Origin of the sequence: Anaerosporobacter mobilis DSM 15930 (assembly GCF_900142955.1) — a bacterium.
In the GTDB taxonomy this organism is placed as follows: domain Bacteria; phylum Bacillota; class Clostridia; order Lachnospirales; family Lachnospiraceae; genus Anaerosporobacter; species Anaerosporobacter mobilis.
Map to the genome: position 1 here is coordinate 178,544 of NZ_FRCP01000006.1, position 16,980 is coordinate 195,523.

Below are 16,980 nucleotides of genomic sequence, written 5' to 3' on the forward strand. Positions count from 1 at the left end.
ATTATTCTATTTTTGTACCACAATCACAGCAGAATGAAACCCCTATTTCTTGTGCTTTCCCACAGGTTTGGCATACCTTGCCATCTACCCTTTCTTCAGTAATTGCTTCTAAAATTACTTCTTGAGTAATTTCAACATCTGCAACGGGCATACTCATTTTATTCCCGCACTTTTGACAAAATGCATCAACTTGTGAAACTTCCTCTCCACAAGCATTGCAAACCTGTATTCCCTTAACTTTCTTTATCTCTTCTTTTAAAACATTAATTTGTACAAGGGCTTCTTTAATTAAGGTACAAAACTCTTCAAAATTTTCATCAGGATTTTCCTTATGTATTTCATAGTATCGTTTTCCTATTTCCAGATAGGCATGTTCTATAATTTCCTCTTGCGTACTAATACGTCCATTTAAACTTGATATCTCTGCAAGCTGTTTTGCTTTCTCAGCAACCGATTTACTAGCTGATGAAAGGCTTTCTCCTACCTTACTAAAAAACGCCATTCTAACCCTCCTAGTCTTTCTTTTACATATGCTTATTTATAATTTTATCAAAGAATCCTAGTTTTACAGTTCCCATAGAAAGAGCCTTAAAACCTAGTAATACCAACAACGCATCTTGACAGAAATAGCAAACATAGCGATAAATATTATCAATTCCAAGTGGAAGTTTTATACTCTTATACGTGAACCAGTTAATCACCACATTGATTACATCTACTACATCATCTACCAATCCCATACAAGTAAGTAATACTCCAAAAGTAGCTACTACAATTAGCATCTTTACTGCAGCTTTTTTTAACCAAGCATTCTCTTCTTTTATGAGAATATACCCAGCAATAACAATTGCACCAAGAATATTAATCGTCCCCATAAAAAACATGATTGCCCCTAAAAGACCAACCGAAATACCAATTTTTGCTTTCTCCATATTATCCCCATTCTGTCTGCATCATCAGACAATTATATTTTTATTCACCTAAAATTATACCTTTATTTACCACAAAATCAAGTATTTATAATATTTTTATAAAATATGTATTAAATTTCTAGATATTTTTGTTACTTTTTCACTGCATTTCTTTATATAATATATTATTTTATAGAAGCATTTATTGCATATGATCCTGCAATATAATATTAATCAGCTACATTCACCAAGGATTTCCCATAATCATTGAGTAGATCCATCGCTTTCGTTAGATCCACAGGTATCACTAATGGACCTGCTACATAAGGTGCTATATCATATGTGTTAAAACCGACGAATAGGTACCCATTAATAATCCACCAATTCTTATCCCAGTTTTTAAACGCTTCTTTATATCCGTTCTCACCAAACAAATAGTCACTACAATTATTATCGACTACATATGCATTCAAAGCATCTTCTACAAATTGTCTGAACTCCTTCTCATTCGTTGTTATTGACTCAATGGTTAATTTATTCCCCTTAATTGGATCGTAGGAAGTTACTTCCTTATACAGATTAGGATGTGCCCCTCCAGCATATGAATATATAGAACTTACTATGGTTAGCATCTTCTCATCATTTCTTATTACCTGCCAAGTGTTATCAAACTCATATGGGGCAATACTACCACCTTGTGCAATGCTATTTGCCGAATCTAAAGCCTCCTTAACCCGAGCCTCAAACATCTCCCTTAGCCTCTTAGTTTCCTCCTCTACCGCCTTCTTAATCTTACTGTGTGATTCATCTACAACATCTGGATAGTTTGCTTTCTTCTCTAAGAGCTTACTATCGGTTTCTCCATAATAGTAAGTTTTATTTTCTATATTCTCACTTAAGGTTACATATCCACGTAATAGTGCCGGATTAGCTTTATCCTCCCATACATAGAGGCAATTCTCAAATCTTGTATATGGAATCTCCCGTTTCGTTTGCTCCGTAGTATTTGACGGTTTTTCTGTTGTATCTGATGTTTCCTCAGTTGTTTCTGGTGTTTCCTCAGTTGTATCCGGCGTTTGCTCCTTCGTATCTACAGTATTGGCCCCGGTATGATAATTTGACCGACAGCCAATTAGCAGAATCGACATAAGTATCAACATCAACATAAAACTTTTCGACTTTCTCATAACACCCTCCTTTATATTTACCGTTTTTATACATCTTCTTACATTAACGTATCTTAACCCCAAATTTTTGTCAACTATTTGTATTGTACATTTAATGAAACGTGCTATAATATATTAGATATTATTTTGAATATATATACCATTAATCACTCAGTAATAGTTGTGTACTGACAAAGGAGTAAGAGCATGGGGAAACAAAATTTAACATTATTAACTGATTTTTATGAATTAACAATGATGCAAGGCTATTTCAAAAATAATACGAATGATACCGTTATTTTTGATGCTTTCTATAGAACAAATCCATCGGGAAGTGGTTATGCCATTGCCGCAGGTTTAGATCAAGTAATTGATTATATTAAGAACTTACATTTTAATGAGGAAGATATCGATTATCTTCGCTCTTTGAACATATTTGAAGAAGATTTTCTAGCTTACTTATCCGATTTTAAATTCACTGGTAGTATCTATGCTATGGAAGAAGGAACCGTTGTATTCCCAATGGAACCGCTTGTGAAAGTAATAGCTCCTATTATGGAAGCCCAGCTTATTGAAACTGCATTACTTAATATTATTAATCATCAAAGCTTAATAGCTACAAAGGCTTCTCGTGTTGCTTACGCAGCTGGTGACGATGGGGTTATGGAATTTGGACTTCGTCGTGCGCAAGGTCCAGATGCTGGGACATTAGGGGCACGTGCGGCTGTAATTGGTGGTTGTATTGGTACAAGTAATGTATTATGCGCGAAAGAATTCGACGTACCTGCTCTTGGAACACATGCACACAGCTGGATTATGAGCTTTGAAGATGAGCTCACTGCTTTTCGTAAATACGCTGAATTATATCCAAACAATGCAACGCTCTTAGTAGATACCTATGATACGTTGCGTAGTGGTGTACCAAATGCAATCAAAGTATTCGATGAGCTAAAAGGCGCTGGTAAGATGCCTAAGAAATACGGTATCCGTCTTGACAGCGGTGACCTTGCTTACTTGTCTAAGAAAGCTCGTAAAATGCTCGATAATGCCGGATATCCCGATGCCATTATCTGCGCTTCAAGTGACCTTGATGAATACCTTATCGACTCTCTTAAGACCCAAGGAGCGGCTATTACATCCTGGGGTGTAGGTACGAATCTAATCACCAGTAAAGATTGCCCTGCTTTTGGTGGTGTATATAAACTTGCTGCCATTAAGAAAGACGGTGTTTTCATTCCGAAGATTAAATTATCTGAAAATGAATGGAAGATTACAAATCCAGGAAACAAAACAGTATATCGTGTATACGAAAAAGAAAACGGAAAATTAAAAGCTGATTTAATCGCTTTAGTTGGCGAGAAATTCTCAGAAGAGAATCCTTTATTGCTCTTTGATCCTATCTCCACTTGGAAGAAGACCTATCTAGAAGCTGGCGATTATACCTTACGTGAACTTCTAGTACCTGTATTCATTGACGGTAAATGTGTCTACGAATCTCCAAAAGTTATGGACATTCGCTCATATTGTCAAAAAGAATTATCTACACTTTGGGATGAGACAAGACGTCTTGTAAATCCTCATCGAGTTTATGTTGACTTATCTAATGAACTATGGCACCTAAAGAATCAATTGTTAGACAATTACAACACACGTTCACACAGCCATAAATAGGTACTTCCAGAAAAAAATGGAGTTTAACAGGAGATTAAACTCCATTTTTCTTACTATTTTATTAATATTTGCTATAAATCTAGTATTTACGATTTATTATGCTATAATGAGAGTGTTGTGTAGATGTAATCAAAAACTGTTTACTTTCTAACACTTACGTCAATTTTCATAAATAATTATAGGAAAGGCTGATACTATGAGTAAGAATAAACTTGTTATAGTAGGAACCACACTTCTTCTTTCCGTTATTGTATATTCATCAATTACCTCTATGTCTAAATCTAACGATAAACCCAAAGACTATGAATACTATTATAATGAGGAAGATACAAGTAACAAAGAGGAACCCGTGAGTACTGATACCGTTCCGGTTCTTTCTCACAACACGGATGATACTACTACAATCCAAGTAAAAGCTAATGCACCAATAGATACTACTCCCGAAAGTTTGGGTGTATTCGTAAACAAAGAATATGCATTACCAGCGGATTATATCCCACCTGATTTAACTGAACCAGATGTTAAATTCAGTTTTAGTTACTCTGATGAGAAACGTTTATTAAGAAAAGCTGCTGCACAAGCCCTTGAGAACTTATTTGGTGCAGCATTAGAAGATGGTTACACATTATCTGGCGTATCTGGCTACCGTTCTTACGAAAGACAAAGTTCCATATACAATAGAAATCTAAGAACCAAAGGTGCTGATTACACAAACCGTTATTCTGCTAAACCAGGTTACAGCGAACATCAGACAGGCTTATCAATTGATGTTTCCTCTCCTTCGATTGGAAATCGTCTTAGCGAATCATTTGGAAATACCGAAGAAGGCAAATGGCTTGCCGAGCATGCCCATGAATATGGCTACATCATTCGTTATCCTCAAAATAAAGCTGATATTACAGGTTATGCATATGAACCTTGGCACATTCGTTATATCGGTGTAGAAGTAGCTACATACCTTTATGAGAACAAGTTAACTTTAGAAGAGTATTACAATTATACTCCACCTGCAAGAGACGAGAATTCAACTGATAATTATGATAACGCTATTGATGTAGACGATCCGGAAGATATCCTTAACGAGATTCCAGAATCCAATACTTCCACCCAAGATACTGATTCCGATAAAGAAGAAACAACGGATAAAGATTCAACGAATGACAAAGACACTTCAAAGGACAAAGATACTTCGAAGGATAAGGACACTTCAAAGGACAAAGATACTTCGAAGGATAAAGACACTTCAAAGGATAAAAACACTTCGAAAGATAAAGATACTTCGAAGGATAAAGACACTTCAAAGGATAAAGATACTTCGAAAGATAAAGATACTTCAAAGGATAAAGATACTTCAAAAGATAAAGATAAAAACAATAACAGTTCAAACAAGGGGGATTCGGATAAGGATTCCAACACGGATAAGAAACCGGATTCTGGTGACAGTAATTCAAACAATAACAATGGATCGAACAACCAAAAACCTGATACAGGTACTAACGATCCAAACACAGATGGCTCTAATTCTGGTGACCAAGTAACAAATCCAGACGCCCCAACTGATGGAGATACAGAGTCTTCTGAATCGGGTAATTCTAATCCAGATACAAATTCTACATCAGGTGGCACTGCGAATTCACTTAATTCCAGTACTGGCGGTACTAATTAAGGAAACTGCAAATCCTACTGGGATAGGGTTTGCGAGCTAGTTTTGTATGGTTAATATTATTTTTTTATGATATAATAAGAGTATTGCGAGTATATCTTATAGTAAAGATATCTCGAATACTCTTATTATTTTTACACGAAAGGCATGGTACTATAATGAAAACACTATTTGTTGCTTTATTTTTGCTTATTTATTTTATACTAAGTATCCCTTTACTATTTATTGAATTCATAATAGGAAAGTTTAATAAACAACTCAAAGTACGAAGTTCACAAAAAATCGTTGTTACTGCTTTCAAAGTGATTTTAGCTGGATGCGGTGTTAAAAAAACCGTACTTGGCTTAGAGAATATTCCAAGCGACCAGCCAGTTCTATACGTTGCTAATCATAGAAGTTATTTTGACATATTAGTCGGCTATACTTCTGTTCCAACACTTACTGGCTTCGTAGCTAAGAAAGAGATGCATAAACTTCCTTTTATCAGCAGTTGGATGAAAAATCTTAACTGCCTTTTCCTTGACCGTGACAATATTCGCGAAGGTATGAAAACAATCCTTGAAGGTATAGAGTTAGTTAAAAATGGACATTCTATATTTATTGCTCCAGAGGGTACAAGGAATCAAGAAAAAGAGATGCTTCCATTCAAGGAGGGTAGCTTTAAAATTGCTGAGAAATCGGGTTGCCCCATCATCCCTGTTGCTATGAATAATACAGATGCTATATTCGAACAACATCTACCTTGGATTCGAAAAGGCCATGTAATCATTGAATTTGGAAAGCCAATCTATATTAAAGAGCTTCAAACAGAAGACAAAAAACACCTTGCCCCTTATGTACAAGGTATTATTAAGGAAATGTTAGAAAAGAATGAATCTCTCGTTTAGTCTATAAAATTACTTTTTTGGTTTTCCAGAAATCTATTTTCATTTGTAATAAATAATGATATAATAGGACGGTATGACTAGTCCTCATACAATTAGCTTTACAAAGATGAAGATAAAACAAGGCATTTTAAAAACTAGATTAAGAAAGAAGGAGGTACATAAAATGCAAACATGGCTTATTGTATTGATAATCGTACTTGCTGTTGTTATTGTCGCGTTAATCGCACTTTATATATTCGGTAGCAAGATGCAGAAAAAATCAGAGGTTTCTCAAGCACAGATGAAAGAGGGTGCTCAGACAGTCTCTTTATTAGTAATAGACAAGAAACGTATGAAACTAAAAGAAGCTGGTCTTCCTAAAATAGTAGTTGACCAAACACCTAAATATCTTAGACGTTCTAGAGTGCCAATTATCAAAGCCAAAATTGGTCCAAAAATCATGACGTTAATTTGTGATGAAAAGATCTTTGATCATGTACCAGTTAAGAAGGAAGTAAAAGCTGTTATGAACGGCATCTACATCATGGATGTAAAAGGTCTTCGTGGAACTCTTGAAGTCAAACAAGAAAAAGTTGGATTCTTTAAGAAAATGAAAAATAAAATTACGAATACAAGCAAATAAGCACTTCTCTTAATATAGAAAAACCCTTAGTTTTTGAATTCTCACAAAAACTAAGGGTTTTTCTTATAAGGTAACTGCGACTATCTTGTTACACATTTACTTTCATTGTTGATTTCTTCGGTGTAATTTTAACTGTTATACTGCAATCTGATACATGTGAGTAATTCACTTCTAATCCGTATTCGATGTTAAGTTCAATTGCTTCCTCAGATTCACTGCATTCAATTTTCGTTGTATCTATACCAATTAGCAGACTGCCAAAAGGCGTATTATAATATGTCAAATTCTTCTTTCCAAGTTCAAATACCATGTGAACATTACTAGCACCTGATTTCAAGATCTCAACCATGTCGGTGCCAATCTTAATTTTGTTCTTGCAGACTTCATTCATCTCATCCAAAATCTCATCATAGAGAACATAGTGTTTTTCATTCTTACAGAAGTATTGACCTGCAGTTATAACTTCAATAGGTTCTTCACTTTCAAGCTCATATTGAAGTCCCGCTATTGCTACTAAAACATCCTTTGTCATATTTACTCCTTGTATATTATTCTTCTAATATTGTTCTATATTAATATCTTTTGTTTGTTCTACATCACAAGGTAAAATCGTATTGGCAAATACTTTGAATTTCTCAGCACCATCACTTACGAAGAACTTATGATCCGTTACTGTTTCTGTTCTATCACTTTCAATACCGTTTTTCTCTAACATTTCCTTTAACGATTTTGCTGTTTCGAAAGCTGGGTTTACTAAGGTGACCCCTTCACCAGCTACTTTTTGTAGCGTATCTCGAATCAAAGGATAGTGTGTACAACCAAGTACTAACGTATCTATATTATATTCTTTTAGGGATTGTAGATATCTACCTGCTATCTCTACGGTAACACTATCCTCTAACAGCCCTTCCTCTACTAAAGGTACGAATAGAGGACACGCCTTACCATGTACTTGTACCTCTGGATTCCTTTGACTTAAAAACTCTTCATAGATTCCACTTCGTATGGTAGCTTCTGTCGCAATAATGCCGATTTTTCCATTCTTCGTTGAAGCTGCTGCTGCTTTCGCACCCGGTTTCACTACACCGATTACAGGTATATCACTCTCTTCTTTCACAATATCAAACGCTAATGCACAAGCAGTATTACATGCTATAACAATAGCTTTCACTTCTTTTGTCTTAAGGAATTTAACAATCTGTCTTGCATATGTTATAACCGTTTCCTTTGACTTACTGCCATAAGGGACGCGAGCTGTGTCACCAAAATAAACGATCCTCTCATTCGGTAATTGTTTCATTATCTCACGTACAACAGTCAATCCGCCCACACCAGAATCAAATACGCCTATTGGAGCATTCTTATCCATGATCTTTCCTCCTAATAACCAGCCTTTACCACAGCCTGCAAACTTTGGGCCGTAGGCACAAATTTGCGTATGAAAGATTTATCTTTCACACTAGTCTCCTTTTCTCGAATAAGCAGATTGAATCATTTTCTCAATTAATGTTTTCTTACTAATACCTCTTGCTTCCCATAACATTGGATACATACTAATTCCAGTAAAGCCTGGTAAGGTATTAATCTCATTGAACACAACATCATTCGTATCTTTTTCAACGAAGAAATCGACTCTAGATAATCCATATCCATCAACTGCCTTGAATATGCGAACTGCTGATTCACGTATCTTTTCTTCTACATCTTTTGGGATTTCAGGTGAAATTATTGTTTTGGATTCCGCATTATGATATTTGGCTTCATAATCATAGAAGTCTGCTGCTGCAAGAATCTCTCCTACACCAGAAGCTTTTGGTTCACTACCACCAAGAATCGCACATTCTATTTCTCTACCAATGATTGTTTTCTCTACTAATACTTTACGATCATGTTTTATTGCTTCTTGTAAACCAGTAACTAACTCGTCACGGTCATGTGCCTTTGACACTCCCTGTGAAGAACCTGCATTAGAAGGTTTTACAAACACAGGATACTTAAGTTTCTCTTCAACATTTGCTATTACCTTATCAATATTCTTCATGTCACTCTTTAATACTGCAACATATTCCGCCTGACGAATATTCAATGTATCAACAACTATTTTCGTATATAATTTATCCATAGAAATACTAGATGCTAAGACGCCGCAACCTACATATGGAATACCTGATAATTCAAGTAAACCTTGTATCGTACCATCTTCCCCATTAAGACCGTGTAAAACTGGGAATACAACATCAATAGCTATTCTCTCTACTTTATTATCTTTAATAACTAGGATACCTTTATGTGAAGCATCTGGAGATAATACTGCATTATCTTTACTGTTATACCATTCACCAGATGTTATCTGCTTAGTAGAATCAACTCTTAACCATTTACCTTCTTTTGTTATACCTATCAATACAAGATTATAGGCATCTGTATCAATATTTTCAATGACTGTTACTGCCGATACACAAGATACTTCATGTTCTGAGGATTTTCCGCCAAAAATTACTGCTATGCTTTTCTTACTCATATGCCTTATCCCTTCTCTTTTCTTTTCTAAACTTAAAATACCCGTTGTCAAATTCCCATATAAAATCTAGTAGATCACGAACCTTTTCACAACAAACTACTACAACTAGTATTATACACTATCTTATTACAGATATATAGTGTTTCTACTTGTTTATATTAAAAATATCTTCGATTATTTCTACTATTTTAAAACGATACGAAATTTTCGTTGATTGGTCAGTATACAAGGATTCATATTCTCTTGTAGTTAACAAATCTTCAAGCTGTTTCTTAGAGTTATCTGGGACAACCGAATATGTCTGGTCTACAAAACAAAGTGGCGGATACATCACACACCACCAATTCTTTCCTTCTGCCGCTCCAATGTCAATACGTAACGCTTCATACATCCCTGCTGGGAATGTTAAATCCTTATATACTTTGGTAGGAAACATACAATCTGCAAGATACACATGTACATCGTAATCATATCCTTCTTTCTCAATGACCTCCAATGCTACTTTACGTATGTCATTCAATTTCTCTTCTATTAATTTTTCTGCATCAACTTTATTCTTTGCACTTGCGAATGTAGTACTAAACTTCTTCACCACTTCATCTTTAACTTTCAACTTCAATTTCTGATCAGCCTCATCATCACTATTGGCTAATACATGTAATCGAATAATCTTTTCTGAGATTCCTTCTGTAATCTCCTTGGCACTCGTTGTATGTATTGAGAAATCGATCACAACGAATACTAAATAGCACAAGATAATTAGTAGCGCATATCTTTTCCATGTATGTTCCTGTTTTTGATTTTTTTGTTTTTGTTTTCTACTCATAATACTCCTCCAATAAATTTCTATAGTCAGAGTATTACCTTCTAGAAAACCAATATACATATTTTACCATTTTTATCTATGAAAGTTGATTAGAAGCACTTATAATTTTACCGATTGTCATCGCTTGATTGTAGATATGATCTTTCACATTATTCTTTGCCAATTCTATATTTGATTCTAGTATATTCTTTGCTATTGATTCATGTTCTACCACTAGTTTACCATATACGTCTTTATCCTTAAGATATTCCACACGATAACGATACATCTGTTCACGTAGATTATTCAATGTTTGAATCAACCTAGTATTCCCTGTTGCTTCATAAATCACCATATGGAATTTTTCATCCATCTCAGCCATCTCTGTTAGATTCTTTCCATGAATCGCTACTTTAAATGTCGCTAATGTTGCTTCTAATTCATCAGCTTGCGCTTTCGTTATTTTCTTACAAGCAAGTTCAACTGCAAGTTCTTCAAGCGCACAACGCACCTCAAGTACATCGTTTAGGTCCTTTTCAGTAATTCTTGCAACTTCTGCACCCTTTCTAGGTACCATAATTACAAGCCCTTCTAACTCAAGCTTACGGATTGCCTCACGAATTGGTGTTCTACTAACCCCAAGACGATCCGCAAGTTGAATCTCCATTAATCTCTCACCCGGTTCTAATTCACCTTTTAATATAGCTTGTCTTAATGTATTAAATACCACATCTCTTAGTGGTAGATATTCATTCATCGTGACTTTTAAATCATTCATCTGGATTTACCCCCTTTTTCTATTGAATATATCCGTCAAATAAATCTGTTTCGCTTTTCCCTGTATCTTTAACTGATAAAATGCTTTCTTTGCTAAATTCAAATCCTCAAAAATACCAAACACAGTCGGTCCACTTCCACTCATAAGTGCATTCATTGCACCAAATTCGATCATTGTATCTTTAATTTCCTGTATTACCGGATATTTATCTATTGTGACACTTTCTAAAACGTTACTTAACCGATTCGTAACTCCACATAAATCCTTTGAATTAATTGCTTCCATAATTCCATCAATATCCGGATGATTCGTCCGTTCATCAAGTATTAGATTCTCATAAACATACTTCGTTGATACGTTAATTGGTGGCTTTGCTATTAGAACATAGGCTTTTGGCATAGGAGCCAATGGCGTAAGTACCTCTCCGATTCCTTCTGATAACGCAGTTCCTCCAAGTATACAATATGGTATATCCGCCCCCAACTTCACTGCACGTTGCATCAAGTCCGTAGTAGTTAATTTAAGTTGGAATAATCGATTCATGCCCGTAAGAGCTGCTGCTGCATCTGAACTACCTCCAGCTAACCCTGCTGCTACAGGAATATGCTTTTGCAGTTCTACATAGATTCCCTGTTTTATATTAAATTCTTCTTTAAGCATTTGGATTGCGCGATACACTAAATTATTCTCATTGGTTGGCAGATAAGAAAGATTCGTCTTGATAATAATTTCATCTTTGTTTAATTTCTTCATATTAAGCTTGTCATACAAGCGAATAGTCTGCATAATCATACGTACTTCATGGTAGCCATCCTCTCGTTTTCCAAGGACATCAAGACCCAAATTTATCTTAGCATAAGCCTTTAACATTATCGTATTCATTTCTACTCCTCAGCAGTTTAGTTCACTTTATTCACACTTATCTCACACTTGTATCTTGTATACATAACATTATACACATCAGTATATAAAATTGCAAGCTCCATCAAATTCCCCTCAAATAATAGAAATTTATGCCGATATTAATATTATATAACTATTAATTAGCTTTTCAAAATGAAAAATATTTATTCAAGGAGGAATCTAACATGAGTGTAAATGGAATTACATCATCACAAACTTATACTGCTGCATCTGCTTCTACCTCTTCAACGGCAACTGCAAACAAAAAAACAAACGACAATAAAACCAGCCAAAACAATAACTCTGGTGCTGTATATGAAAAATCTACATCAGGCCAACAAAAAACCTACACTACTGACACTGAAATGGTTTCAAAACTCAAAGCTGATGCTGAGAGACGTACCATGCAGCTACGCTCACTTGTAGAAAAATTATTGTTAAAACAAGGTAGTAGCTATACTATCGCAAGTGATGAAGATATGTATAAGCTATTACGTGAAGGTAATCTTGAAGTAGATGCAAAGACAGCTGCACAAGCTAAGAAAGATGTTTCAGAGGACGGGTACTGGGGAGTTGAACAAACCTCAGATAGAATTGTCTCCTTCGCCAAAGCATTATCTGGTGGAGATCCTAATAAAGCAGATGAGATGATCACCGCATTTATCAAAGGATTTAAGGATGCCACTAAGGCATGGGGAGATAAACTTCCTGATATCAGTCAACGCACATACGATGCAACAATTGATAAATTGAACAAGTGGAAGAACGGTAGTGAAGGCTCCTCTATGGAATCTCAGACTTCATCAGAAGTATTAAATCAAGCTTCACAATCTACAATTAAGTAAAGAACAAAGGCTTTTAGATAGGTTGATTAACCTCCTCTAAAAGCCTTTGTTATGTCTTACTATAAAATAGCGTCTACCGCCTTCACAATCAAAATCTTATCTCCTACTTTGATACTCTCTTGCTCTAATTGATTGATTTCTTTAATTGTATCAACTGTAGTATAGTATTTCTTAGCAATTGACCATAAGGAATCATTGGCCTTAGCAATATATCCAACTACGCTTGGCATCTCCTGTAGCTTAGCAAAGTCAATATCATGCTCTGCTACCTCAGTAATGATAGGTTCTGCAATACGATCAAAGACAATTGTAGCTAAATTAACACCAGCTTTCACTTCAACCTCATCACTATCAAGAAGAATAACACTGATTGACTCAAGATTCGGTTTCACATCAAAGTAACTGTTGTTACCCATTTGTTTTACTTCGATGGTTTGTGTAAATGGAATCATCCCCTTGATAGAGCTTAGTGGTTTGCGGTCCTCATCAGAAATATACATAACTTGAACTTCAATCACACCATCTACTTCAATTCCTCCATCTACGACTTGCATCTCATCCACCTTCACACTACCGTAAGCATTGCAGATTTGCATAATACCTGGCTGTACATCTGACTTCTTAATGCGATCTGTTATTCTAGCTTTGCTGTTATTCTTAACAAGGAGGTTCTCATAGAAAGCATCTTTGAAGGTAGGCACTACATCTTTGGCAGTTGAATAGACATCACATAATATCTCAAGTTCGTCTTCTTCGTAAGCCTTAATATCTAGATTAAGCACCACTTCAAGATCTATGACTCTTTCTTCTCCATCTGCATCTGGTTTAACTTCGATATCCTTACTACTGATGGTAATATCAATATCAGGTATCATCTCCTCTAAGCAACCATTGCAATCGATACTACCACTGAATGGCACATCTGTTTCTATGTATTGGATTGGGTGTTCCTCGTCCTCAGAAGCATATAGAACGAATAACATCAACTCACCTTTTAAACTAATCTTTTCATCTTGCATGCGAATGTCTGTGTTTCTTAGATCAACTTCACTATATAAGATTTCGAATATATTTGGCTTATTCGATGGGATTGAAATCTCATCCTTGATGCGGAATGTATCTTTTTTATTTACTGCAATTTGCGTTATGTTCATCTGTTTCGTTTTACTCTGTAGATTGCTATCACCTTCAACAGCGATTGCGGTTTCCTCATCGTACACATCTTCTGCTGCGAATACGAAGGATACGATTGCCTTAACGCTTACTTTTCTAGAATTAATAAGACCTGTATTCAAATCTTCTAATTCCCATTTCACGATGATATTATCTTCTGCACAAGCCTCATCCATATTGATACTTTCTTCAAATGGTATCTCTCCCGAAAGATGATGGACTGGTCTTGTATCCTCTTCACTAATATAGAGAATATTGAACTGTAGGGCACCTTTAACCATTAGCTTACCATTCATGGGTTTAATTTCATAAATTATTATATTGCCTTGCTCTTTAATCATGCTTGAAATATCTGGTTTTACATCCGGAACATTAAAATCATCATCGAGTGTTAACTGTACACTGCTTTTACATTTTAATTTATTCATATGGATATTCTTTTTTAGTAGCTCCACAAAAAATCCCTCCTTGTCTTCTATCACTAACATATGTTATCAACATTTATAATATGACCTATTAACTTATGTAATTTGGAATTAACCTTTGTTATTTGAATACTACTCTCTTATCTATTTTCTCAGTCTTAACTACTATATAGGGATGGGTTACTACCTCTGATACTGATTCTGCTTCTTCTGGACCAATTAAGTCTGTATCAAAGTAAATTGCATTACTAGTTAGGAATACTTCATTCACTGCAATACTATATCCTCCTGTTGGTTTTGCTCCATATCCAACAATTATATAGAGATAATCTTCACTCTTGAACGTCATCTTAAATGCTTCTGCTTTCTTCTCAGTGATCAATGACATCAATTCTTCTGGCACGTCAGCATCTTCCACTACTGTAAATTCCAGATCTTTAATCTTCTTAACATCCGCTTTCTCAGATTTACAACCTGTTAATATAATCGTAATTAGGCATATCAAAAGTAAACTTAGTCTTTTCATCAATATACCTTGGCACTGGTTTCCTTTCAACCATGTCCTCATAAATTATCTCCTAGGTTTATCAGTTATTATATCTTATGTATGGTTTATCAAAAACATGTATAATTTTTGCTCTGTATTGAAACTCTGTACTAAAAAAAGACACTCTTTAATGATTTACGTAGATTCACTCACGAACCTATCCGTGAGTGCATCCACATATAACCTAAAGAATGTCTTTAATTTATAGTAAAATATTTTAATGACTGTTCTGAGCCAATCTCGAAGAACATACCGTTTTCCTCGATGTAGCGTACTTATTACATGCGATCAATCATCGCTAATACTTCTTTACCAAGTGCTGCTGATTTTGCATTGGCATCCTCTAATGATGTGCCAACAATACCATAGTAGAACTTAACTTTTGGTTCCGTACCAGATGGTCTTACACAAAGCCAAGCGTTGTCACTTAAGTCATAATATAATACGTTTGAAGAAGGAAGTCCTGTTGGTTTTACTTCTCCTGTAGTTAAATCTCTAATCGTATCAAGTTTGTAATCTCTTGCTGATAATACTTTATATTCACCAACTTGTGTAGGTGGATTTGTTCTTAATGTATTCATTATTTGCTGAATCTTCTCTAAACCTTCGATTCCCTTCATAGTTACAGCTTGCACGTCATCTTTATAGTAACCATAACGGTCATATAATTCAACTAAGGCATCCCAAAGTGTCATACCTTTTGTCTTGTAGTATGCTGCTGCTTCACAAAGTGCCATTGTTGCTACAATCGCATCTTTATCTCTTGCATGTGTTCCAATTAGACAACCATAGCTTTCTTCGAAACCAAATAAATAAGTTCCGTTATTGTTGTTTTCAAATCCAAGAATTTGTTGTCCGATGAATTTGAAGCCGGTTAATACTTCAATTAAATTAATACCATAGTATTTTGCAATTGCATCTGCCATGTTGGAAGTTACAATCGTCTTGATTAGTGCACCATCAGCTGGAAGCGAACCATCTTTCTCTTTTCTTTGACTGATTTCATAATCAGCAAGTAAACAGCCTGACATATTACCTGTCATAGGAATGTACTCACCTGATTTTGTATCCTTCACATATACACCTAAACGGTCTGCATCTGGATCTGTTGCAAGCACAAGATCAGCATCTTTTTCTTTCGCAAGCTTTAATGCTAAGGTAAATGCTTCTTCCGCTTCTGGGTTTGGATAGCTTACTGTTGGAAATTCTCCGTCTGGTAACTCTTGTTCTGGTACTACATATACGTTATCAAAACCAATTTCTTTTAATACACGTCTTGCAGGAATGTTACCTGTTCCATGTAAAGGTGTATATACGATTTTGATTTGATCTGCTACTTGTTTAATACAATCTTCGTGAATAACTTGTTTCTTTAATTCCGCAATATAAGCATCATCAATCTCCGCACCGATTACTTCATATAATCCTGCTTCCTTTGCATCATTCTTATCCATAGTTTTTACAGTATTGTAATCAGTTACCGCTTTAACTTCATCCATAATACCGTTATCATGTGGAGGTGTAATTTGTGCGCCATCTTCCCAATATACTTTATAGCCATTATATTCTGGTGGATTATGACTTGCTGTGATGTTAATACCTGCAATACAGTTTAATTTTCTAACTGCAAAGGATAATTCAGGCGTAGGTCTTAGTGATTCGAAAACATATGCTTTAATTCCATTTGCACATAAGCAAAGTGCAGCCTCATCTGCGAATTCTGGTGACATACGTCTTGAATCGTATGCAATTGCCACACCCTTATTAGCGAAGCCAGCTTTGATTATGTAATTTGCCAACCCCTGTGTTGCTTTACGTACTGTATACATATTCATTCGGTTTGTACCTGCACCAATAATACCTCTTAAACCTGCAGTACCGAATTCTAGCTCCGTATAGAATCTTTCCTTAATTTCTTTCTCATCCTCTTTGATTGAAAGTAACTCTTCTTTTGTCTTTGCATCAAAGTAAGGGTTGTTTAACCATTCTTCATATAACTTCTTGTAGTCCATATCCATCCTCCTATAATTTATGAAAACCTCATAATTCGTTATGCAACCTGC

The 16,980-nt window shown here is 35.3% G+C and carries 17 protein-coding genes; 5 read left to right on the forward strand and 12 right to left on the reverse strand.

The window, feature by feature from the left end; translation table 11 throughout:
* Position 1 precedes the first annotated feature (1 nt).
* From BUB90_RS03595 to BUB90_RS03605, 3 genes are all read right to left on the reverse strand, one after another.
* Complete coding sequence (locus tag BUB90_RS03595; protein ID WP_073282935.1) at positions 2–502, reverse strand: double zinc ribbon domain-containing protein; 501 nt, start codon at positions 500–502, stop codon at positions 2–4.
* Positions 503–524: 22 nt separating this feature from the next.
* Positions 525–932 (reverse strand): hypothetical protein, encoded by a 408-nt coding sequence (locus BUB90_RS03600; RefSeq protein WP_073282938.1) that lies wholly within the window; start codon positions 930–932, stop codon positions 525–527.
* Between the two features lie 209 nt (positions 933–1,141).
* Entirely contained in the window at positions 1,142–2,098 is a 957-nt protein-coding gene (locus tag BUB90_RS03605; protein ID WP_073282941.1) for a DUF3298 and DUF4163 domain-containing protein, read from the reverse strand.
* Positions 2,099–2,284: 186 nt separating this feature from the next.
* Here BUB90_RS03605 and BUB90_RS03610 point away from each other — a divergent pair, with 186 nt between their 5' ends.
* The 4 genes from BUB90_RS03610 to BUB90_RS03625 all read left to right on the forward strand — a co-directional run bounded on the left by BUB90_RS03610 (position 2,285) and on the right by BUB90_RS03625 (position 6,920).
* A complete protein-coding gene (locus BUB90_RS03610) occupies positions 2,285–3,748 on the forward strand; it encodes a nicotinate phosphoribosyltransferase (protein WP_073282945.1) in 1,464 nt (487 codons plus the stop codon).
* A 196-nt stretch (positions 3,749–3,944) separates the two neighbouring features.
* Positions 3,945–5,414, forward strand: coding sequence for a M15 family metallopeptidase (locus BUB90_RS23780; protein WP_073282948.1), 1,470 nt, complete (start codon positions 3,945–3,947; stop codon positions 5,412–5,414).
* Positions 5,415–5,566: 152 nt separating this feature from the next.
* Complete coding sequence (locus tag BUB90_RS03620) at positions 5,567–6,298, forward strand: lysophospholipid acyltransferase family protein (protein WP_073283775.1); 732 nt, start codon at positions 5,567–5,569, stop codon at positions 6,296–6,298.
* A 163-nt stretch (positions 6,299–6,461) separates the two neighbouring features.
* The gene (locus tag BUB90_RS03625; RefSeq protein WP_073282952.1) at positions 6,462–6,920 is read left to right on the forward strand and encodes a hypothetical protein; all 459 of its coding nucleotides are present in this window, start codon (positions 6,462–6,464) and stop codon (positions 6,918–6,920) included.
* Between the two features lie 88 nt (positions 6,921–7,008).
* On the opposite strand, the gene BUB90_RS03630 is transcribed toward BUB90_RS03625, so the two are convergent.
* From BUB90_RS03630 to ispE, 6 genes are all read right to left on the reverse strand, one after another.
* Positions 7,009–7,452, reverse strand: a complete 444-nt coding sequence (locus tag BUB90_RS03630; protein WP_073282956.1) for a DUF1934 domain-containing protein — start codon at positions 7,450–7,452, stop codon at positions 7,009–7,011.
* Between the two features lie 24 nt (positions 7,453–7,476).
* Positions 7,477–8,289: a glutamate racemase gene (gene murI / locus BUB90_RS03635; RefSeq protein ID WP_073282959.1), complete on the reverse strand. Its 813-nt coding sequence runs from the start codon at positions 8,287–8,289 to the stop codon at positions 7,477–7,479.
* 90 nt (positions 8,290–8,379) lie between these two features.
* A complete protein-coding gene (locus BUB90_RS03640) occupies positions 8,380–9,441 on the reverse strand; it encodes a D-alanine--D-alanine ligase family protein (protein WP_073282964.1) in 1,062 nt (353 codons plus the stop codon).
* Positions 9,442–9,586: 145 nt separating this feature from the next.
* Positions 9,587–10,267 carry a stage II sporulation protein R gene (gene spoIIR, locus BUB90_RS03645; protein WP_073282967.1) on the reverse strand — a complete coding sequence of 227 codons (681 nt, stop codon included), beginning with the start codon at positions 10,265–10,267 and terminating at the stop codon, positions 9,587–9,589.
* Positions 10,268–10,343: 76 nt separating this feature from the next.
* Positions 10,344–11,024 (reverse strand): GntR family transcriptional regulator, encoded by a 681-nt coding sequence (locus BUB90_RS03650; RefSeq protein ID WP_073282970.1) that lies wholly within the window; start codon positions 11,022–11,024, stop codon positions 10,344–10,346.
* Positions 11,025–11,030: 6 nt separating this feature from the next.
* Complete coding sequence (gene ispE / locus BUB90_RS03655) at positions 11,031–11,906, reverse strand: 4-(cytidine 5'-diphospho)-2-C-methyl-D-erythritol kinase (RefSeq protein WP_073282973.1); 876 nt, start codon at positions 11,904–11,906, stop codon at positions 11,031–11,033.
* 206 nt (positions 11,907–12,112) lie between these two features.
* Here ispE and BUB90_RS03660 point away from each other — a divergent pair, with 206 nt between their 5' ends.
* Positions 12,113–12,772: a hypothetical protein gene (locus BUB90_RS03660; RefSeq protein ID WP_073282978.1), complete on the forward strand. Its 660-nt coding sequence runs from the start codon at positions 12,113–12,115 to the stop codon at positions 12,770–12,772.
* Between the two features lie 59 nt (positions 12,773–12,831).
* Here the strand turns inward: BUB90_RS03660 and BUB90_RS03665 are convergent, their stop codons facing one another.
* The 3 genes from BUB90_RS03665 to BUB90_RS03675 all read right to left on the reverse strand — a co-directional run bounded on the left by BUB90_RS03665 (position 12,832) and on the right by BUB90_RS03675 (position 16,929).
* On the reverse strand, positions 12,832–14,400 hold the full coding sequence (locus BUB90_RS03665) for a DUF3794 and LysM peptidoglycan-binding domain-containing protein (protein ID WP_073282982.1): 1,569 nt from the start codon (positions 14,398–14,400) through the stop codon (positions 12,832–12,834).
* Positions 14,401–14,491: 91 nt separating this feature from the next.
* Positions 14,492–14,938 carry a protease complex subunit PrcB family protein gene (locus BUB90_RS03670; protein WP_073282985.1) on the reverse strand — a complete coding sequence of 149 codons (447 nt, stop codon included), beginning with the start codon at positions 14,936–14,938 and terminating at the stop codon, positions 14,492–14,494.
* Positions 14,939–15,195: 257 nt separating this feature from the next.
* Positions 15,196–16,929, reverse strand: a complete 1,734-nt coding sequence (locus tag BUB90_RS03675; protein ID WP_073282988.1) for a phospho-sugar mutase — start codon at positions 16,927–16,929, stop codon at positions 15,196–15,198.
* Between the last annotated feature and the right edge of the window lie 51 nt (positions 16,930–16,980).